We start from the raw sequence: 18,641 nt of genomic DNA on the forward strand, positions 1-18,641 counted from the left end.
TGCGGCGGCCAGACACAGGACTGTCGGAGGCATGCGGCAAGATAGACACCGTGAGCGCAGAAGCAGCCAAGACCCAGGCAGCCGGCACCCAGGCCCCGAGTGTCGACGGGGCGAACGCCGAGGCGGTGAACGACGGGGCCGTGGTCCCGTCCGAGTCGCTGCGCGACGAGTATGACGCGCTCGCGGACGAGGTCCGCAAGCATCGTGCGCTGTACTACAACGAGGACACTCCGGTCATCTCGGACGCTGAGTACGACGCGCTCTTCCGCAGTCTCGAGGAGTTCGAGGCCCTCCATCCCGAGCTCGTGGCCAACGACTCGCCCACCCAGGAGGTCGGCGGTGAGGCGACCGCCGCGTTCGCCCCGGTTCAGCACCTGGCGCGGATGTACAGCCTCGAGGACGTCTTCTCGATCGAGGAGCTCGAGGCGTGGATCCGCCGGGCCGAGGCGAGCGTCGCGGCCCTCGGGCTGCCGCCCGCCAAGTGGCTCACCGAGCTCAAGATCGACGGCCTCGCGATCAACCTGCTGTACCGCAACGGCGAGCTCGTCCGGGCGGCGACCCGCGGCGACGGCCGCACCGGCGAGGACGTCACCCACAACGTCCTGACCATCAAGGACATCCCCACTCGCCTCGCCGGAGAGGGCCACCCCGAAGAGGTGGAGATCCGCGGCGAGGTCTACATTCCTACGAAGGCCTTCAACGAGTTCAATGACGCGCTCATCGCGGACGGCAGGGCTCCGCTCGCCAACCCGCGCAACGCCGCCGCCGGGTCGCTGCGCCAGAAGGACCCTGCCGAGACGGCCAAGCGGCCCCTGAGTATGTTCGTGCATGGCATCGGCGCACGCGAAGGCCTCGCCGCCGCGAGCCAGGCTGAGACCTACGAGCTCCTCAAGGCGTGGGGCCTGCCCACGAGTCCGTACTACGAAGTCCTCGACACGTACGAGCAGGTCCTCGCCTTCATCACGAAGTACGGCGAGAAGCGTCACAGCCTGATCCACGAGATCGACGGCATCGTGGTCAAGGCCGACGATTTCGCCACCCAGCGGGCACTCGGCCACACCTCGCGCGTGCCGCGCTGGGCGGTCGCGTTCAAGTACCCGCCCGAGGAGGTCCACACCAAGCTCCTCGACATCCAGGTCAACGTGGGCCGCACGGGCCGCGTCACGCCGTACGGGGTCATGGAGCCGGTCAAGGTCGCGGGCTCCACGGTCGAGATGGCCACGCTGCACAACCAGGACGTGGTCAAGGCCAAGGGGGTCAAGATCGGCGACATTGTCGTGCTGCGCAAGGCCGGCGACGTGATCCCCGAGATCGTGGGTCCCGTCCTCGCGCTGCGCGACGCGCAGGATCCCCCTGTCCGCGACTTCGTCATGCCCACCGAGTGCCCCTCATGCGGCACCCCGCTTGCGCCGAGCAAGGAGGGCGAGGTGGACATCCGCTGCCCCAACGCCCGGTCGTGCCCGTCCCAGCTGCGGGAGCGCGTCTTCCACCTCGCAGGGCGGGGCGCGTTCGACATCGAGGCGCTCGGCTGGGAGGCCGCGATCGCCCTCACCTCGGGCCCCGGGCCAGACCCCGCAACGATTGGGGGCCGGCCGCAGCCCTCCGGGCCGGGCGTGCTGGACGGCGAGGCCCGGATCTTCGAGCTTGCCGCCGATTGGTCCGACGCGACACTGCGTGACGCGCTCGCTGACGTCATGGTCTGGCGGGAGAAGCGCGCCAAGGGCGCCGGCACTGGGCAGTGGGACCTTGTCCCGTACTTCTGGACCAAGCCGACGGCCAAGAAGCCGTCGGTTCCGACCGCCTCGACCGAGAAGCTCTTCGCAGAGGTCGAGAAGGCCAAGACGCAGCCGCTCTGGCGGGTGCTCGTGGGCCTCTCGATCCGGCACGTGGGGCCGACGGCGTCGCGCGCCCTCGCGACCCGGTACGGCTCGATGAGGGCCCTCCGCGAGGTCCTCGCGGCAGGCGACGCGCGGGAACAGCTCGCCGACGTCGACGGCGTGGGCCCCATCATCGCCGACGCCCTCATCGAGTGGTTCGCCGAGGACTGGCACCGCGACATCGTGGACCGCTGGGCCGCCGCCGGCGTGAAGATGGAGGACGAGCAGCACGCCTCGGTGGGCCGCACGCTCGAGGGCCTGACCATCGTCGTCACCGGCAGCCTCGAGGGCTTCAGCCGCGACGAGGCGAAGGAGGCGATCATCATCCGTGGAGGCAAGGCGTCCGGGAGCGTCTCGAAGAAGACCGACTACGTCGTGGCGGGCGAGAGCGCCGGCTCGAAGCTCGACAAGGCCGAGCAGCTCGGAGTCCCGGTCCTCGACGAGGCCGGCTTCCGCAGGCTGCTCGACGAGGGCCCGGCCCCCGCAGCCGAGCCAGACGAGGCTGCCCCGACGCACGACGACGGTGCTGGCGCCACCTCGCGCGGCGAGCTCGCCGCGGAGATCGGCGAGGCAGAGGCAGAAGGAGAGGGCGAATGACCGCCGCCGAGTACACCGCAGATTTCCTCGACGAGCTCCTCCAGACGGCCAGGCGCGCTGCCGCCGCCGGGGCAGCAGTCCTCGCGACGCGCGACCCCGGCGTCCTGTCCCGCTCCGACGGCGGTGCCGAGACCAAGAGCTCCGGCAGCGACTGGGTCACGGAGTTCGACCTCGCAGCAGAGAAGGCTGTCCGCGCCGTCCTGGCCGCCGAGCGCCCCAACGACACGGTGACCGGCGAGGAGCAGGGGACCGCACGCGTCTCGGAGCCGAGCGGCTTCCGCTGGTCCATCGACCCGCTCGACGGCACCACGAACTTCATCCGCGACATCGTCTATTACGCCACAAGCGTGGCCGTGGCGGACACCGACGGCGTGTGGCTGGCCGGCGTCGTGAGCGCTCCCGCGCTGGGCCGCGAGTACTGGGCGGTGCGCGGCGGGGGCGCGTGGCGTCTGGATCTGCCGCGTTCGGCCGGCGGCGAGGGCGGTCTCGAGACGTGGCCGCGTCGCCTCGACGGCCCGCCCCCGGGCCGCGATGAGGCCGGGTCGGCGCTCCTGGCCACTGGCTTCAGCTACGACCCGACGGTCCGCGCCGAACAGGCGGAGTTCCTTCCCGGCCTCATGGATGGCTTCGGGGACATGCGCCGACTCGGCTCGGCCGCGCTCGACCTGTGCCTCGTGGCCGACGGCACGCACGATGCCTACGGCGAGCGCGGCCTCAACGAGCACGACTTCGCCGCCGGCGCGCTCATCGCCGAGGAGGCCGGCTGCTGGGTGCGTCGGCCAGTCCTCACGAGCCCACTGCTGGGCGGCCCGACGGACGCCGAGCGCCTCGCTGGGTGGACCTGCGCGGGCGGCATCGAGTTCTCGGGAAGGTTCCCGGCCGAGTGAGCGGCCTGACTGTCCGCGAGGCCACCCCCGCGGATTTCCCGGAGATCGCCCGCATCGCCGAGGCCGCATACCTCGGCCCGGGCTACTTCGACAGCGCAGAGCACCCCTACATGCAGCACATCGCGGACGTCGCCTACCGTGCCCTGCGGGGGACGGTCCTCGTTGCGGAGCGGGACGGGCGCATCGTCGGGTCGGTGACCGTCATGGCGCACGGGGACGGCTTCGACCAGATCGCCCGGCCGGGCGAGTTCGAGTTCCGGCTTCTCGTCGTGGACCCCGCGGTGCAGCGGTCCGGGGCGGGCACCGCACTCGTGCGGGAGGTCGAGGCGAGGGCCCAGCGGGCGGGGGCGACCGCCGTCGTGCTCACCACCGGCGACGGCTGGGAGGCGCCGAACGCCCTCTACCCGCGGCTCGGCTACGAGCGCGCGCCCGAGCGCGACTGGCCCGTGCCGGACACCGACATCATGCTGCCCGTGTACATCAAGCGGCTCTGAGGCGCCGGGCCCGGGTGGGCCGCGGGGGATAGAGCCCATCGTCCCGCGACTAGACTTGACCGCGAACCTCTACAACCGCACAAGGGAGATCCATGGCTGAGATGAATCCCTGGCCCCGTAAACACTGGGGAGAACCGCGGAATCATGCGGTTCTATGGGGGTTCGGTGGGTGTTCGTGGGGGGTCCGGTAGGGGTCCGGAGGGGGTCCGTGTTGATACCGCCAACACACAGAAGAGCCTCCCCCAATGGTGGGGGAGGCTCCGATACCACAACGGTAGCAGTACGCCACGGGTTCGGTCAATCGTTACCCAACCGTTATGTCCGTGCGTAACGTCAGGCAAGACCGTGCGTAGCATTGGTTGTATGGCCACCATCAAGAGCGCGGTCCCCGACAGCACCGCAACCCTCAAACTCCTCAAGCCCCCGAGCGGTGTGGTCACGACGGCGACGATCACCGGACGCGGCGTGACTGTCGCCATCGACGTCCACACCGCCGACCTGCACGCCGCCCTCGGCATTGACGAGCTCGGCTGCGGGTGCGATGAGGCGGACTCGAACCTCAATGCCGCGATCGCCCGAGCCGAGAAGGCAGAGGCCGAGCGTGACGAGGCACAGAAACTCGCCCGGCAGCGCCACGAGGCGAACAGTGCAATCATCGCCCAACTCAACGAGGCCGAGGCGACCATCGCACGCATCAAGGCCCGCGTTGACGCCAGCACTTCGGGGTGGCTGAAACGCGAGCTTCAGGCCTGCATCGACCCCAAGCCCGCGTTCGTGCTGCCCGGCGTGGCCGGGGCGATTGTCCTAGCCAAGGGGAGCGGCAACCGGCAGGACTACGAGCTGCACCGCACCACCAAGGGTCGATGGTTCACGCCCGGCCTGCGCCAGCAGTGGACTGACGCTGAGATGCTCAAGGAGTTCAGCGGCCACCGCCTGATCAATCCCCAGCCCTGATTCGTTACCGGATCGTTATTCCCAAACGCGGCGGATTACCCCACACTGTGGAGTAACCACACCGAAGGGGAACGACCATGGACGAATACGAGGCGCACCTGACCGCCATCACCACCGCCGCCGAGAAACGCGAACGCGGCGCCTACTGGCAGGCCGCCGCCGGGATCGCCATCACCATCCTCTGCCTCGCCCTCCAAGTCCCCCAGCTCGCGGTCCTCGGTGTCGCCCTCATCATTGTGGGGTTCGTCAGGGCGGGGCGTGCGCGGCGTGACGCCGACGGGTACAAGGCCCTGACACTGAAGCACCGGGCGTCCGCGTGAGCCGGGCCAGGTCGGCCCTGTACAGGGCTGCGCGGCTCCTCGGGGATGTGGAGGCGGCGGGGAAGGGCCCGGACGCGTACGGGCGGCGTGTGGCCCGCCGTGCCGCGTACCGGGGCACCAACCGGGCCCTCCGATCCGTGCTCCGCATGCTGGGGCTGTGATCATCCTCCGAACCGTCCACGGTTCCCACCTCTACGGGCTGGTTGGCCCCACCTCCGATCATGACTGGTATGAAGTCCACGACCACGTCCGGACCCGTCAGGTCGTCGCGGGCGGTGACGACACGTTGCGGATCTCCCTATCCCATTGGCTGCGGCTCTGCGACATGGGGACGCACCAGGCGTTGGAGGCGATGTTCGCCCCCGATGACGCAACCACAGTGGACGTGTTCCGTGCGTTCCGACACGCGTACCGTGCGAACGTGCCGAATGCGCGGGCCACGTACCGGCGCACGATCGCCGCATTCAATACCTTGGAGCCGACACCTAAGCGGCGACGGCATGCGGTACGGTTGGCCCACGACGCCGAGTCGCTTACCGCGTCGGGCCGGTTCGACCCGACGGCGTTTTCCCGGACGTCACTGGCAGACATGGCGTTGTACCTCTGAGGGCACGACAAATGGAGCCCCCCACCCGTGAGGGCGGGGGCTCTACTGTGTGTGTTCAGGAGGCGCGGAAGACGGTCGCGCCGTCCGGTGTGCGCTCGGTGGTGCGCTCGTACCGGGTGTGCTCGTCGGCCTCGTCCCTGCGTGTCACGTACAGGTCCCGGTCGTACGGGAGGTCGAGGGTGCGGCCATCCTGCCAGCCGCCGCGCAGTTCAACGAGCACGCACCGAGTCTACCGGGCGATGGCCCGGGGCCTGGGTCGTCCCGGGCGCGGAAGACCGGCCTATGTCGTGGTCCAGAGGGATACGGCGGCGGTCGGTGTCCACGCAGGCTGGGAAGTGTGCGCCTGGAGGCAGCGGTACACGACCGAGTTGTAGGTAACCAGGTCGCCCACCTTGTACGCGACGGACGCGCCGGACCATGCGGGCGCGGACGGGAGGTCTAGCTGGGTCCAGCCGAGCGGGTACACGCCCGGGTCTGCGGACAGCCACGCCCCGGACTTGTTGCGCCATGGGTGCCCGTTGAAGGTCACGATCACGCCGGGGCCGTGGCCGAACGTCGGCACCGGGGAGAAGGGGACCGGAGCAGGGTTGGGGCCGACCGCGCTCTCATACCGCTTGGCCAAGTCGGCGGCCTGGGCCGGTGCCGTAGTGAGTCGGGCGCGGCGCTCCTGCTCGGTGAGGACCGCGATCCGGAGCGCGTCGAGGTCCGTGTCCGGCCACGCGGTCGTATCAGTCAAGTCTGGCAGGGGGAGCGTCAAGGCTCAGTCCTTTCTTAGGCGGGGGTGCCCGGGAGGGTTGTGGGCCACTGCTCGGCCGCAGTCCACGTGCCGTTGTAGTGTGAATCCGTAAGGCCTGTCGCCCCGGTTCCGATCTTCTGGCCCGGAATCACATAGAAGGGTGTCGTGCTGATCCCGAATCGTCCACCCGTGAAGCGAAGATAGGTATTGCCAGCGATCATGTGGGGGTTGAACCCGGCCGGGATGACGATTGCGGTTTCTGCTGCGCTGTTGGAGTTCCAGACAGACTCGAAGTCCACCGTGCCGTTCACTCTGCGGATGGCGAAGGTGACCCCGGTGACCCCGTCGGTGATTGGCAGCAGACGCCAGCCCGTGTCCCCGTAGACGACCGTCCACGCTGTGTTCGTGGTTCCGGTGGACATCCACCGCCACGCGCCGTTGGTGCCCGCCGTGTCGAGGTAGATGCGCCCCGCGGAGGCCGGGGTGATGGCCCCGACGGGTGAGCCTGTGCCGGTGTAATCGTAGGTCGCGCCGGGACCCTGTGGCCCGGTCGGGCCCTGTGCGCCGGTGGCGCCCGTGGGGATGCCGAGATTGAGGGTCTGGTTCGGGGATGCGCCCGTCATGGATGCCGTGGCGGACGAGCCCGCCGCGAGGGTGGACACCGTCCCTATGGTGATGGTGTCCGCCGGTCCCGCGGGGCCCGTCGCCCCAGCCGGACCCGTCGGCCCAGCCGGACCCGTCGCCCCGGCTGCGCCGGCCGGGCCGACGACGGCGCCCGCGTCGGTCGTGGTCGAGTCCGTGCGGGTCAGGATCAGGTGCCCGTTGCCGTCGATGCTGCCCGAGGTGACGGTCGAGTTGGCCATGGCGACCCAGGCCGGGTCCGCAGCCACCGCGGCCAGGGTGAACGGGTTCACCCTGACCAGTGCCGGGTATGACGTGTCCGTGGACTTGACGGTGACGGTTTCCGTCTGGAAGAGGCGCCCCTGGTAGTACTTCCGTACCGTCCACGCCCACGTGCCGCCTGTCACCGCGAGGTTGACGGTCAGGTGCCCGGTCACGTCGGTGTCCGCCGTGAACGCGACAGGGAGGACTTCCTCTGACGCGCCCGGGCCGGTGAACGCGGCGGTGGGGGTGAACTCGAACGTCACCGGCGCCGGGGTGTTCGTCCCGGACACCGCCGGGGACGTCTCGTAGATCGTGATCTGCGGCACGGAGGGGAGCCTCCTTTCAGGTTCGGGCGGTCAGGTGCTACGCGGCCGGCGGCGCCGGCGGGGTCGACGCGGTGGCGGCTGCCTCGGCGGCCTTCCCGGCCGCACGCAGCGGGTCCGTCTTCGACCACGCCGCGATCTGCGCGATCACCAGCGGGATCGCCGCGATGATGAGGGGCTCAAACGGGCCCGACCATGTGAGCATCGACGGGGTCACCGTCCCGAGGAACGCCACCGCGAGGGTCGCGATCGAACCCCACGCGGTGCCCGACTTGACCTTCGGGGAGATGTCCGCGACGAACGCGGACACGGCGTCGAGCAGTGCGCTCATTGGGTGCCTTCTTTCTTGATTCCGAGGTGCTCGTGGAGCGCCTCCAGTAGTTGGGTCTGCTGTGCGTTGAGGGCCACGAGTGCGGCCATGGTGTCGCGGTCGTGCTGGGCGAGGGCCGCGTTGATGGCGTCCTGCCGCTTCGCGGAGATGAGGAGGATGCCGCCCTGCAACCCGGCAAGCGTGGATAGGGCCAGGTTCAGGAGGATGAAGGGGAACGGGTCCACCCCGTGGGTGCCATTGCCGAGCATCCACGCGGCCATGGCCCCGAGGAACCCGAAGATGAACCCCCACGAGCCCATCCCGGAACGGAGCACGTCGGCGGCGCGCTCCCCGAGGGTGAGGTCCGTCCCGGTGGGGACGGCCGGGTGCGGGCCCCAGTGGCGCTCGTGGTGGCTACCCACGGTGGTCCCGCTTGGGCCCGTCGAGGCGCCGGTGCAGGCGCCTCACCTCGCTCGCGGTCTTGTCCACCCGGTCCCGTAGTGAGTTGCCCGAGTTGGGGAACACCTCGTGGCGGATGTCGTCAAGGATCTGGTTCTGCTTCGCGAGGACTTCGTTCTGCTTCGACAGCACCTCATCCTGCTTCGTGAGGCGCTCGAAGATGCTGGGGATGCCAGGCTGCCCGGTCGAGGCGTTCACGGGGACGCCCATGGCGTGCCGCATGAACGCCCGGAACGCCCGGACCCCGGGGCCGACTTTGCGGACCACCCAGAAGACCATGCCGCCGAGGGCGGCGGTGCCACCAGCGGCGGCACCGAGCGCCGATACCGCCGCCCAGTCCATGGCCCTAGGCTCCGAGCTTCGCCGCCAGCGCCTTGGCTACGGCTGCGGCGATCTGGTCGGCGGACGGGGCCGCGGGGAGCTTCGCGGCGATCTGGTTCGCGAGGGCCGTGACCTGCGCGTCCGTGAGGGTCACGTTCGCGGTCGTCTTTGGCAGGGCCGAGACGATGGTCTCGATGTTCAGGAGCCGGGCGTACAGTTCACCCGCGACCTGCTGCCCCTTGACCCCTGGCACCCACGCGCCGTAGATGTAGTCGAGTTCTTCCTGGTTGGTGGCCATGGCCTGTGTTTCCTTTCTAGAGTGCGAGGCGGTACAGGAACGCCTCGTCCTCGGTGGTGGGGAGTGGCCGCTTCGACAGGGCGTCGATCCGGTTGAGGTCGAGGTCACCGGGGCACGCGGTCGTCACCCAGTGGGAATGGGGGACGAGGGGCATGCCGGCCCCGTACTGGGTGCGGAGCCAGTTCACGAGCCACCCGATGGTGGCGTATCCGGCGTCGGTGAGGTTCGGGTCGCATTCGATGGCGATGCTGGTCGCGTTGCCGTCCGCGGTCCCGGCGTGCCATGCGGCGTCGGGTGGGGACACGAGGCACGCGAGGCGCCCGTCTTCGCCGACGAAGTGCGCGGATACCTGCCGGGCGGTGCCGTCCGGGAGCTGCCCGGTCTCGAACTCGGTGCACACCCCCGCGTAGGTTGCGCCCGCGTCGGGGGCGTCCCAGTGGTGGATCGTGATCGACCCGTACGACCGGGCCTGCCCGAACACGCCGGGCACGTCCCCGTTGGCGGTGAAGTACTTCGCGTCCCCCGACTCGTCGATGCTGTACACGGCCACCGACGCCGGGGGGGCCTGACCGATGAGGGCGCACAGGGCGTCCCAGTCCGCCCCGGTCCCGAAGAACTCGTCAAGGTCGAGGTGGTTCGGCCACCCGTTCAACAGGCCCGAGGAGGTGAACTGCCACTCGATGCGCTGGTTCTGGCCGCCCCAGTACGGGATGTCCGCCAGACCCGAGGGCGGGTTGTAGCCCTGGATCTCCTGGTAGCCGAGGACGTAGGCGGCCTCCCACAGCGGATAGGAGGGGGCGACCGTGGACCAGTCGTAGGACGTGACCGTGTTGTAGGACATGTACACGACGGGGCGGATGTTGAGCTGGGTCTGGAGGCCGTCGAGCATGGCCTTGCAGTAGGCCACGTCGCCGACGTTGTCGCCCTCCCAGTCGAGGACGACCATCACGGTCCCGTCGATCACGTCCCGGGCGCGGGACACGAACCACGCGACCTCAGTGTCCGGGGTGGCCCCGGTGTACCCGTCGCGGGCGAAGTGGTACAGGGAGACGCGTTTGCCCGCGTTGCGTGCGGCGGCGAGCTGGTCACGCCAGTACGGGTTCTCGTACCCGTCGCCGCCGGTGGCCTTGATGTGCACGAAGTCACCGGGCACGACCGCCGGGTCTAGGCCGTTCTGGTACGAGGACTCGTCGTAGCCGTAGAGGGGCATGGTGGGGTTTCCTTAGCGGATGCGGGTGACGCGGATGGTGGAGGACACGGACGCGGACGAGTAGCCGAGGGAGTACACGAACTGGATCTGCGTGTTCGCGGTCGGGATGTACAGGTTCGGGACGTCGATGCTCTTCTGGGTGGACCCGCCGACGAGGTCGTCTGCGGCGTACTGGACGGTCCCGGCGGTGTTCTGGATCTGCATGTACGACCCGGTCCCGGACACGGCGGGGAAGTTCGCCATCCACGACATGCAGTAGATCCCGACGTTGGCGAGCTGGATCGTCCCCGAGGCGGGGGACGTGATCCCCGTGGGGAGGACCGAGTTGGCGGTGTCGAGGGTCATGGTCCCGGCGAGGAGCTGCGCCCCGGAGGTGCCCGAGTGGGAGCACGTCCACGACGCGTGGGAGAGGGCGCCGAAGTTGTTCAGGGACGGGTTCACGGTCTGGGTGATGTTCGCGTTCGTGATCGACGAGGCGTTCGCGGCCACGGCCACGTGGGCGATGTCAATCGAGTTCGCGGGGATCGCCGGGACCGCGGGGCTGGGCGCCGGCGTGCCGGTGATGACCTGGAGGACGGCGTTGTTCGTGGACCCGGAGTAGAACGAGTCGTTGATCGTGATGCACACGACGTCGATGCGCGGGTTCGTGGGGTTCGACGCGGCGACGGTGAGGGTCACGGGCCCGTCGTTGAGGACGAAGTACAGGCCCTGCGTGGAGAAGTCGGTGCCGGTGATGTTGGTGACGTTGTTGCCCTGCACCCACGCCCGGCCCGGGTTGACGACGACGGCCATGGAGGGTGTGCCGGTCTGGGTGGTGGAGAAGTCCGACGACTCGACGAGGTTGGACCCGTTGGGCAGGAGGGAGGAGAGGGCCTGCCGGAACAGGGCGGCCGGGTGGGAGCCGTTCTGGAGGACGAAGGGCACAGCGGAAATAGCCACAGGGGCCTCCTACGGGCGGTGGTGTCAGTGGACTTGGATGGCGACCGAGAGGGGGTAGCTGTTCAGGATCGAGCCGGGCAGGATGGTGGCCGGGAAGGGCCCGTCCGCCACCGAGGCGGTGTGCCCGAACACGGACAGGTCAGGGTGCGGCAGGGACACGCCGAGGACCGGGGTGGGCGGCACGTACGCCGTCGCGCGGGACATGGTGGGTGCGGTGGTCCCGGAGCCCTCCAGCTTCGCCGCGATCCACATCCACCCCTTGGGGACGGTGATGCTGGGCAGCGTGATGCTCTTCAGCCCGGTGCTGGACACGGGCACGGTCCCGAACTCGTAGCCCAACTGGAACCCGGCCAACGACCCGGAGTAGTAGGCGAGCCGCAGGCCGGTCCACCCGGCCTGTGCGACGGCCACGTTCACGGTGACCTTCTGGATGACGACCGCGATCGGCACATACACGGGGTACCATTCGCAGACCTGCCCCGCCGACCCGATGCCGCCCGCCACTGGGCCGCCGGGGAGGACCATCCACGACGCCGCCACATACGGGCCCGAGGTGGACTCCACATACGGTGGGATGGTCGCGGCGGCGGAGCCCTGCACGGATTCGATGCCCTTGAGCCGGTCCTGTAGGTCGTGGCCGGGGCCGAGGATCGGTTTGGGCACGGGGGCCTCCTAGTAGGCGGGTGGGGTGTTGAAGGTCCACTGCACGGTGGCCACACCCTGCGCGGGGATGTTCACGGAGTAGGCGACGGCCCGCCACCACTGGTTCAGGCCGAGGGGGAACCACGGGCACACGGGGGCGGTGAGGCGCACGTCGTCGCCGATGGCCGCCGCCCCGAGCGGCAGGGTCGGGTAGTCGATGGGGAGGGTGATCGTGGGGGCGGCGACGGGGCCGCCGAACAGGCTGATCAGGCCGTGCGAGATGGCGTCGAGGCGGCCCTGGTCGTTGACCTGCGAGAACTGGTACACGCCGGTGAACACGGGGAGCTGCCCGAGGCCGCCGGTGGCCTTCGTGGTGGCCGCCACGGACCGGATCGCCGCGTTGGAACCGGCACCTGACCCGACGGCGACGACCTTCGTGGTCATGCGCTGCGCGTCCGTGTTCCACTGCCACGCGGCGGCCCGGGTCAGGTCCACGGACCAGCCCGACGTGTGGTAGTCGGTCCCGGCGCGGGGGGTCCAGATGACCATGGTGTGTGATGGGCGGTCCCCGACGAGGCTGTTCTCGATGGTCCAGTCGACCCCGCCCGTGCCGGGGGTCACGGCGGCGGTCGCGTCGGCGAGGATCTGCCCGGCGGTGGCGTCCTTCGAGTACGTCCACGTCGCCGCGGCGGGGAGGCCCTGCACCTGGCGGCGGTGCGTGATGTACAGGGGCAGGGTCGTCTGTGCCCCGTCAAGGATTTTCTCGATCACGGTGACCGGGTCCGTCACGAGCGGCGCCCCGACACCGATGCCGGCGACCTCGTTCGTGACGAGGGTCAGGGCCGAGGTCAGTGCCGCGCCGGTCAGCTTGACCGCGAACGTGTCCGAGCTCATCTCCACCCGGTAGATGAACGCGGCGTGGAGGATGATGGGGCCCTGGCTGAACAGGACTTTGAAGGGTGCCCCGTTGAGGGACTGGATCACGGTCACGGGCCCGTGGGTGGCCGTGTCCGCGAGGTCGATGGTGATCGTGCACTCGCCGGCGTCGTTGAGGCGTACCGCGTACTGGGCGTCCGCGTAGGGCAGGTGGGTGAGGAACGTGTTGGTGTTGAAGTCCCACACGGTGATCGTCACGGGCGCCACACCGGCCCCCTTAGATGGTGGAGTAGGCGGGCACGATGTACCCGGTCAGGGTCCCCGTGACGGCGGCGGAGTCCGACGAGGAGAACTGGAGCGACGTGGGCCCGGGCGGGAGGGTGAAGAACGTGGAGGTCGGGTCGACGATGTTGTTCCGGTTCGCGGTCCCGTTCAGGGTCACGGTCCCGGACTGGGTGTCGATCGCGAGGGTGTCCGCCCCGGTGAGGGTGGTGTTGAGGCGGATGTACTGCCCGGTGCCGTTGTTCGTGATGGCCGGGTTCTGGCAGGGGCCCTTGACGACGAGGTACGGGGGCGTGTTGTAGAGGCCGGTGTTGTTCAGGGTGATGGACCCGCCCGAGGATGCCCCGAAGGTGTAGTTGAACGTGGCGGGGAACGTGCCGCCGCTGGTGGGGTTCTGGAGCCCGCACGACGCGGACGTGATGACGGCGTCGTAGATGAGGGCGTCGGTGCAGGTGAACTCGGAGGGGCGGTGACGTTGCCGTACTGGAAGTTCAGGTCCACGGGGGTGTCGAGCTTCGTGGGGCGCCCGAACACGAGGATCGGGTAGGCCCGGCCGGGTAGCTGGATCTGGAGGCTGGAGACGGGCAGGGTGGGGCCGATGTTGGCCTGCTGGCGGAGCCAGTCCCCGACACGGAGGACCACGGTGGTGGGGTCCTTGACGTTCTGCCACCCGGCGGTGAGGTTCGCCATCGCGGATTCGGTGTTCACTGCCGGGTTGAACACGAGCCAGTCGATCTGCACGACCCTCACGCCGAGGAGGTTGTACCCGGGGAACGCCCCGTCCTGCTGGGCCTTGGGCACGTCACCGGTGCGGGTGTTGATGAGGGACCGTAGGCCCCGGATGGCGGTGAGGTTCACGGTGGTGCCGGCCCCGACGATGGTCCCGTTGGGTAGGACGACCTGGTAGTTGCCGAGGGGCACGGGGGCCTCCTAGTTGAGGGTCCGGAGCGTCCAGCCGACCGCTCGGGCGATATCGTCGGGGGATGCGTTGGTGGTCGCGTACACGTTCACGGTCTGCCCGCCCCCACCCACCGGGCGGCCGCTGATGGCGGCGTGGACCGCGGCCACAGGTGCGGACCCGTTGTTCAGGGCCGTGAACGTCTCGATCCCGTACTTCTGGACCATGGCCTCACGGGTCACGAACTCCCCGTTCGAGGCGCGGATCAGCATCGAGTCGGAGATGCCCGTGCCGGGGCCGGTGAGCATGCCCCCGTACGGGTACACCCCCACCGCGCCGCCCCCGGCGAAGGCCTGGTACCCGCCCGCCGCGTTCGCGTGGACCACACCCGCCCCTGCGGTGCCCGGGTTCCCGGTCTCCGTGTACGCGATCGTGACCGTGGTCAGGTGCGAGGTCGGGATCGCGTTGATCGCGTTCGTGATCTCCGCGGCCTTCGAGGACGCGTAGTCGTTCAGCCACGCCTGCGTGGTCACACCGGTGGGGATGCCGAGGATGCGGCGCGCGAGGTCGTCGGCCGCGCCCCCCGTGATGCCCATCCCGTGCGCCGAGGTCACGAGGTTGTCGTACGTCTGCTGGAGTGCGCCCTGCACTTCCTTCTGCGCGTTGACACCGTCCCCCGCGAACGACTTCGCCATGGTCAGGCCGCTGTTCTTCACGTCCTCGAACTTGGCGTTGAGTGCCTGACCGGCGGCGGTCGTCAGGTCGAAGTCCGTGTGCTGCTGGTTCAGCGCACCGGAAAGGTCCACACCCTGCTTCGCGAGGTCCGCGGTGGCGGTCTTCGCGTCGTTCACGGCCTGGTAGAACCGGGAGGTGGCGTCACGGGTGGACACGGTCGCCATCCCGGCGGCGGACATGCCGTCAACGACCTTCCCGAGGTCGGTGACGAGCCCGTCCGCGGACACGCCCGCGTCGTCGAGGGACTTCTTCAGGTCGGGGGTGATGGGCCGGATCCGTCCCGCCGCGTCCACGAAATCGCCCGTGGACTTCGCCGCCTCCTGCATCTTCTGCGGGATGCGGCCCATCGCGAACTCAAGGAGCTCCTCCTGCGACAGGGACACCCCGGCGGCCTGCGCCTGCGACAGGAGCGCGTCCCGGTACGCGGGCATCGTGTTCAGGGCGTCCTGCGCGGTCTTGCCCTGCTTCGTGAACGCCTCGGCGATCTGGTCGAAGCCCTGCGCGGCGGCCTGCATGGACCCGCCCTGCACCATCTGCCCCAGCGACTGGCCGATCTGGTCGAAGCGTTGCTTGACCTGGTCCATGCCGGAGGTGAGCTTGACCCCGAAGACACCGGTGATGGCCCCGGCGAACTTCGTGATCCCGTCGCCGGTCTGCGCGAACCCGTCGTTGAGGTACCCGATGGCGTCGTTGAGGTTGTGCACGTCGGTGGGGGCGGACTTCATGGGCCCGGATTCCCACTTCTGGAACAGGCTGTTGACCCCGTCGGTTGCGTTGCCGAATTGGAGCATGGCGTTGGTGGCCTGCTCCAGTGAGGGGCCGACGTTGTTGGTGCCGAAGGCGTTCTGGGCGGCGTTGAGGGTCTGGAACGCGACCCCGGCGACGGCGGCCGCCGTCCCGAGCCGGGCGAGGGTGGGGAGCATGCCGCGGAGTGCGCCGCCGAGTGTGCCCATCCGGCCGGTGAACGTGGACGCGGCGGCGTCCGCGGAGCGGAACCCGGCGATGAACTGCGACGTGCCCGTCGCCGCCGACGCGCCCAACGCGATCATGGACTTCGAGATCGACACGAGCCCGCCGACGATCTTCGCACCCACCACGGCGGCCGTCACAGCGCCCAGCACCGCGACCGTGCCCCACAGGACCGGGTTGCCCTCCTCGAACCCGTGGAACAGGTCCGCGATCCCGGACAGGGCGCCCTGCGCCGCTGGGAGGAGCTTCGAGCCGAGCTCGATGCCGAGCTTCTCCGCCGACTGGACCGTCATGTCCAACTGGGTGGTGAACAGGGACTGGGTCTGCGCCCACGTGGCGATGTGCTGCCCGTTCTGGTCCTCCGCCGCCGTGATCCTCTTGATGTTCTCTTCAAACGCCGTCAGGCCGGACTGCGGGTCCTTCATCAGGAGCATCAGGGCCGTCCGGGCGCCCGTCATCCCGCCAGCCGCCTTGTTCCACGCGGCCACGTAGGTCTGCATGGCCGGGTTGCCCGACTTGATGATGTCGTTCACGCCCAACGTGGACTTGGACAGGGAGAGGAACTGGTTCCCGAGGGCGTCCGCGGAGCCGCCCATGGACTTGAAGCCCTTCTGGTACTCCATCTGCGACACGGACCCGTCGAGGAACCCGCGGGACAGTTCGGCGAGCTTCGGGGGCATCTTCGCAATGATGGTCTGGAGATCGGCCGTGGCGGACGCGGAGTTCTTCATGGCGTCCTGCACGACCTGCCCGTCGGGGCCCATGTGCGCCTTGATCTGCGCGTCGATCCTCTGCAGCGAGCCGAGGAGGCCGATGCCGCCGCCCTCGTCCCCGAGGTTCTGCGACAGGGCAGTCACGTCGATGCCCATCTGCTGGAGGGCGTGGGACGCCACGTTGGAGGGCTTCTCCAACTGGAACAGGAGGTTGGAGAGGTTCTGCGCGGACTGCTGCGCGGACTCGCCGTGCTGCGTCATCGTCGCCAACGCGCCGCCGACCTGCGCGAAGGACAGGCCCGCGTTCGCGGCGGTCGGGATGATCTGCGACATGGACGCCGCGAAGTCCTGCATCGTGGTCTTCGCCGCACCCGACGCCGCCACGAGCCCGTTCGTCACGGACACGGCCTGGTCGGCGCCCTTGCCGTAGTCGAGGAGGATGTCCGTGACGGCCTGCGTCATGGTCGCGAGGTCCACGTTCTCGGCCTTCGCGCCCTCCGCCGCCGCCTGGAGCACCTTGAGCCCGTCGGCGCCCCGGTACCCGGCCTTCTCCATCACGTACATGCCCGCCGCGAGCTGGGACGTCGCCGTCCCGGTGCTGGTGGCGATGTTCAGGATCCCCGACCGCACCGACTCCAGTGCGGACTGGGACTCCCCGCCGGCGGTGACGAGGAGCTCGGTCTCGCGTTGGAAGTCTGCGGCCATCTTGATCGACGCGGCACCGATGATCGCCGCCCCCGCGAGGGTGAACGTGGCGACCATGTTCGCGGTGTTCTTCACCGTGGACCACGCCCGCGACACCCGGGCCGAGGAGGTTTCGTGGGCGGCGGCCATGGCCTCCACAGCCCGGGCGTCGGCCTGCGCGGACGCCTGCGCGGCGGCCGCGTACTCGGCCTGCGCGAGCTTGGTCCGCTCGGTCGCGGCGATCTGAGCGTCCTCGCCCTCCTTCGCGGCGGCGACCTGCGCGGCCGCGGCCGACTCGTACGCGGCCTTCTTCTCCTGCGCGAGCGTGGCGGCCTGCGCGGCCGCCGCCCTAGCGGCGGCGGCCTCACGGGCCGACTGCGCCTCGGCGGACGCGGCCGTCGCGGTCATGGCCGCCTGCACGCGGCCCATCTCAGCGATCGCCTGCGCACCATTCGCACGCAGCTCCACCAGCACCGGGGGAAGGAAACCAGCCACGCTACACCCCGGCTCTCAGATGGCTTTGGACCATGCGCCGATGGCGATGGCAGTGATGAGGCCCCGGTTCTTCAGGACGGCGGGCCCGAAGTACGGGTACGCGCCGGAATGGGAGTGCGGGTTGCCGAGCTCGATGGCCCGCGCGTACACGGTCTGCGGGCCCACCCGTGTGGTCCACGACCCGAGGGCGTCCATCCGCATCCCGTCGCCCCGGATGGAGCGGCGCAGTGTCCCGGACACGACGTTGGGTCTGTCGCCGCCCACATGGGGGGCGCCCTTGCGGTGGGACCCGACGAAGTTGGATTGGGCGTCCGTGATGACCCGGGCCGCGGCGAGGGACACGATCTCCCGGGACCCGGCACTGATGGCCGCGTCCATCGCCGCGACGGCGGCACGGAACTCCGAGACGCCCAGCATGCCCATTTCGAGGAACGCGCCCATCACTGGATCTCCGGTATCTCGTGCCCGCTACTGGTGTTGCCGAGGGCCCGGGCGGGCTGCCTCACACGCCGGTCCACGGCGTCGAGGCGGGCGAACGCCTCGATCACGGACTCGGGGGTGTCGAGGTAGTCCTGCCATGTGCCGCCGTGGCTGGTCATCCATGCGCGGGCGCGGAGGATTTCTTGCGTGGCCGGGTTGATTTCCTCGAACCCGCGGACGCCCCGGAGCCACTGCTCGTAGTTCCGGAGCCCCCAGTAAAAGACCCGCCGTCCTGGAGGGTCTCCGGTGACGGGTCGAACGACTCGGCCACGGACGGCCCGGCGTTGAGCTTCGCGACCTCCGCCTGTATCGCCGTGGCCACGTCGGCGGGGATGTCGAGGAAGTCGTTGTACGTGGCCGGCAGGGGGATGGGCAGGTCCCAGCCCTTCAGGTACGCCCACGCGACGGCGAGGTTGACCTCCTCAAGGAGTTCCGCCTCCGCCTGCGACAGGTGGATCGTCGTGTCGGGCAGGCCCGGGGTCTCCTCCGTCTCCCCGGTGGGGGAGACCACGGTGCGGGCGAGCATGACCTTCGCGATCAGGTCCCCGGCCCGGGTCATGACGGCCCGGACGGGGATCTGGCGGCGAGGGGTGAGCTCGGCCTTCGTGTACAGGTCGGCGTGACCGCCGGGGACCTCAATACGCGGCAAG

The 18,641-nt window shown here is 69.6% G+C and carries 24 protein-coding genes; 7 read left to right on the forward strand and 17 right to left on the reverse strand.

Features of this window, described 5'->3' with window-relative positions; genetic code table 11:
• The first annotated feature begins 50 nt into the window (after positions 1 to 50).
• The 7 genes from ligA to SCMU_RS06785 all read left to right on the forward strand — a co-directional run bounded on the left by ligA (position 51) and on the right by SCMU_RS06785 (position 5,736).
• Complete coding sequence (ligA, locus tag SCMU_RS06755; protein ID WP_443020231.1) at positions 51 to 2,474, forward strand: NAD-dependent DNA ligase LigA; 2,424 nt, start codon at positions 51 to 53, stop codon at positions 2,472 to 2,474.
• A complete protein-coding gene (locus tag SCMU_RS06760) occupies positions 2,471 to 3,361 on the forward strand; it encodes an inositol monophosphatase family protein (RefSeq protein WP_229232252.1) in 891 nt (296 codons plus the stop codon). The genes ligA and SCMU_RS06760 overlap by 4 nt, the downstream gene beginning before the upstream one ends.
• The gene (locus SCMU_RS06765) at positions 3,358 to 3,855 is read left to right on the forward strand and encodes a GNAT family N-acetyltransferase (protein WP_229232253.1); all 498 of its coding nucleotides are present in this window, start codon (positions 3,358 to 3,360) and stop codon (positions 3,853 to 3,855) included. Before SCMU_RS06760 ends, SCMU_RS06765 begins: the two co-directional genes overlap by 4 nt.
• Positions 3,856 to 4,218: 363 nt before the next feature.
• Complete coding sequence (locus tag SCMU_RS06770) at positions 4,219 to 4,809, forward strand: hypothetical protein (protein WP_229232254.1); 591 nt, start codon at positions 4,219 to 4,221, stop codon at positions 4,807 to 4,809.
• Between the two features lie 77 nt (positions 4,810 to 4,886).
• Entirely contained in the window at positions 4,887 to 5,129 is a 243-nt protein-coding gene (locus tag SCMU_RS06775) for a hypothetical protein (protein ID WP_229232255.1), read from the forward strand.
• Positions 5,126 to 5,290 (forward strand): hypothetical protein, encoded by a 165-nt coding sequence (locus SCMU_RS06780; RefSeq protein WP_229232256.1) that lies wholly within the window; start codon positions 5,126 to 5,128, stop codon positions 5,288 to 5,290. The genes SCMU_RS06775 and SCMU_RS06780 overlap by 4 nt, the downstream gene beginning before the upstream one ends.
• The gene (locus SCMU_RS06785) at positions 5,287 to 5,736 is read left to right on the forward strand and encodes a hypothetical protein (RefSeq protein WP_229232257.1); all 450 of its coding nucleotides are present in this window, start codon (positions 5,287 to 5,289) and stop codon (positions 5,734 to 5,736) included. Before SCMU_RS06780 ends, SCMU_RS06785 begins: the two co-directional genes overlap by 4 nt.
• A 55-nt stretch (positions 5,737 to 5,791) precedes the next feature.
• Here the strand turns inward: SCMU_RS06785 and SCMU_RS06790 are convergent, their stop codons facing one another.
• Genes SCMU_RS06790 through SCMU_RS06870 form a run of 17 tightly spaced genes read right to left on the reverse strand, consistent with a single transcriptional unit; the run spans position 5,792 to position 18,640 of the window.
• Entirely contained in the window at positions 5,792 to 5,956 is a 165-nt protein-coding gene (locus SCMU_RS06790; protein ID WP_229232258.1) for a hypothetical protein, read from the reverse strand.
• A gap of 60 nt (positions 5,957 to 6,016) precedes the next feature.
• The gene (locus SCMU_RS06795; RefSeq protein ID WP_229232259.1) at positions 6,017 to 6,472 is read right to left on the reverse strand and encodes a carbohydrate-binding protein; all 456 of its coding nucleotides are present in this window, start codon (positions 6,470 to 6,472) and stop codon (positions 6,017 to 6,019) included.
• A 35-nt stretch (positions 6,473 to 6,507) separates the two neighbouring features.
• Positions 6,508 to 7,683, reverse strand: coding sequence for a hypothetical protein (locus SCMU_RS06800; protein WP_229232260.1), 1,176 nt, complete (start codon positions 7,681 to 7,683; stop codon positions 6,508 to 6,510).
• A gap of 37 nt (positions 7,684 to 7,720) precedes the next feature.
• A complete protein-coding gene (locus SCMU_RS06805) occupies positions 7,721 to 8,011 on the reverse strand; it encodes a hypothetical protein (protein ID WP_229232261.1) in 291 nt (96 codons plus the stop codon).
• Positions 8,008 to 8,412, reverse strand: coding sequence for a DUF1003 domain-containing protein (locus SCMU_RS06810; protein WP_229232262.1), 405 nt, complete (start codon positions 8,410 to 8,412; stop codon positions 8,008 to 8,010). The genes SCMU_RS06805 and SCMU_RS06810 overlap by 4 nt, the downstream gene beginning before the upstream one ends.
• On the reverse strand, positions 8,405 to 8,791 hold the full coding sequence (locus SCMU_RS06815) for a hypothetical protein (RefSeq protein ID WP_229232263.1): 387 nt from the start codon (positions 8,789 to 8,791) through the stop codon (positions 8,405 to 8,407). Before SCMU_RS06815 ends, SCMU_RS06810 begins: the two co-directional genes overlap by 8 nt.
• A 4-nt stretch (positions 8,792 to 8,795) precedes the next feature.
• Entirely contained in the window at positions 8,796 to 9,068 is a 273-nt protein-coding gene (locus tag SCMU_RS06820) for a hypothetical protein (RefSeq protein ID WP_229232264.1), read from the reverse strand.
• Between the two features lie 16 nt (positions 9,069 to 9,084).
• Positions 9,085 to 10,278, reverse strand: a complete 1,194-nt coding sequence (locus SCMU_RS06825; RefSeq protein ID WP_229232265.1) for a GH25 family lysozyme — start codon at positions 10,276 to 10,278, stop codon at positions 9,085 to 9,087.
• A gap of 12 nt (positions 10,279 to 10,290) precedes the next feature.
• Positions 10,291 to 11,217 (reverse strand): hypothetical protein, encoded by a 927-nt coding sequence (locus SCMU_RS06830; protein WP_229232266.1) that lies wholly within the window; start codon positions 11,215 to 11,217, stop codon positions 10,291 to 10,293.
• Positions 11,218 to 11,241: 24 nt separating this feature from the next.
• Positions 11,242 to 11,880: a hypothetical protein gene (locus SCMU_RS06835; protein ID WP_229232267.1), complete on the reverse strand. Its 639-nt coding sequence runs from the start codon at positions 11,878 to 11,880 to the stop codon at positions 11,242 to 11,244.
• Between the two features lie 9 nt (positions 11,881 to 11,889).
• Positions 11,890 to 13,002 carry a type 2 periplasmic-binding domain-containing protein gene (locus tag SCMU_RS06840; RefSeq protein WP_229232268.1) on the reverse strand — a complete coding sequence of 371 codons (1,113 nt, stop codon included), beginning with the start codon at positions 13,000 to 13,002 and terminating at the stop codon, positions 11,890 to 11,892.
• A gap of 10 nt (positions 13,003 to 13,012) precedes the next feature.
• Positions 13,013 to 13,438, reverse strand: coding sequence for a phage distal tail protein (locus tag SCMU_RS20965; RefSeq protein ID WP_229232956.1), 426 nt, complete (start codon positions 13,436 to 13,438; stop codon positions 13,013 to 13,015).
• The gene (locus tag SCMU_RS06850; RefSeq protein WP_229233129.1) at positions 13,333 to 13,938 is read right to left on the reverse strand and encodes a hypothetical protein; all 606 of its coding nucleotides are present in this window, start codon (positions 13,936 to 13,938) and stop codon (positions 13,333 to 13,335) included. The genes SCMU_RS20965 and SCMU_RS06850 overlap by 106 nt, the downstream gene beginning before the upstream one ends.
• 9 nt (positions 13,939 to 13,947) lie before the next feature.
• Positions 13,948 to 17,511 carry a phage tail tape measure protein gene (locus tag SCMU_RS06855; protein ID WP_229232269.1) on the reverse strand — a complete coding sequence of 1,188 codons (3,564 nt, stop codon included), beginning with the start codon at positions 17,509 to 17,511 and terminating at the stop codon, positions 13,948 to 13,950.
• A 15-nt stretch (positions 17,512 to 17,526) separates the two neighbouring features.
• Complete coding sequence (locus tag SCMU_RS06860) at positions 17,527 to 17,952, reverse strand: hypothetical protein (protein WP_229232270.1); 426 nt, start codon at positions 17,950 to 17,952, stop codon at positions 17,527 to 17,529.
• Positions 17,952 to 18,110 carry a hypothetical protein gene (locus SCMU_RS06865; protein WP_229232271.1) on the reverse strand — a complete coding sequence of 53 codons (159 nt, stop codon included), beginning with the start codon at positions 18,108 to 18,110 and terminating at the stop codon, positions 17,952 to 17,954. Before SCMU_RS06865 ends, SCMU_RS06860 begins: the two co-directional genes overlap by 1 nt.
• On the reverse strand, positions 18,107 to 18,640 hold the full coding sequence (locus SCMU_RS06870) for a hypothetical protein (RefSeq protein ID WP_229232272.1): 534 nt from the start codon (positions 18,638 to 18,640) through the stop codon (positions 18,107 to 18,109). The genes SCMU_RS06865 and SCMU_RS06870 overlap by 4 nt, the downstream gene beginning before the upstream one ends.
• Position 18,641: the final 1 nt, after the last annotated feature.

It is taken from the genome of Sinomonas cyclohexanicum, assembly GCF_020886775.1.
Taxonomy (GTDB): Bacteria; Actinomycetota; Actinomycetes; order Actinomycetales; family Micrococcaceae; genus Sinomonas; species Sinomonas cyclohexanicum.

What these genes read in the sequence shown, in the direction of transcription:
- SCMU_RS06860 (WP_229232270.1), bottom strand. Translation starts at nt 17,952, where the DNA reads ATGGGCGCGTTCCTCGAAATGGGCATGCTGGGCGTCTCGGAGTTCCGT.
- SCMU_RS06760 (WP_229232252.1), top strand. Translation starts at nt 2,471, where the DNA reads ATGACCGCCGCCGAGTACACCGCAGATTTCCTCGACGAGCTCCTCCAG.
- SCMU_RS06805 (WP_229232261.1), bottom strand. Translation starts at nt 8,011, where the DNA reads ATGAGCGCACTGCTCGACGCCGTGTCCGCGTTCGTCGCGGACATCTCC.
- SCMU_RS06815 (WP_229232263.1), bottom strand. Translation starts at nt 8,791, where the DNA reads ATGGACTGGGCGGCGGTATCGGCGCTCGGTGCCGCCGCTGGTGGCACC.
- SCMU_RS06865 (WP_229232271.1), bottom strand. Translation starts at nt 18,110, where the DNA reads ATGACCAGCCACGGCGGCACATGGCAGGACTACCTCGACACCCCCGAG.
- SCMU_RS06770 (WP_229232254.1), top strand. Translation starts at nt 4,219, where the DNA reads ATGGCCACCATCAAGAGCGCGGTCCCCGACAGCACCGCAACCCTCAAA.
- SCMU_RS06825 (WP_229232265.1), bottom strand. Translation starts at nt 10,278, where the DNA reads ATGCCCCTCTACGGCTACGACGAGTCCTCGTACCAGAACGGCCTAGAC.
- SCMU_RS06775 (WP_229232255.1), top strand. Translation starts at nt 4,887, where the DNA reads ATGGACGAATACGAGGCGCACCTGACCGCCATCACCACCGCCGCCGAG.
- SCMU_RS06820 (WP_229232264.1), bottom strand. Translation starts at nt 9,068, where the DNA reads ATGGCCACCAACCAGGAAGAACTCGACTACATCTACGGCGCGTGGGTG.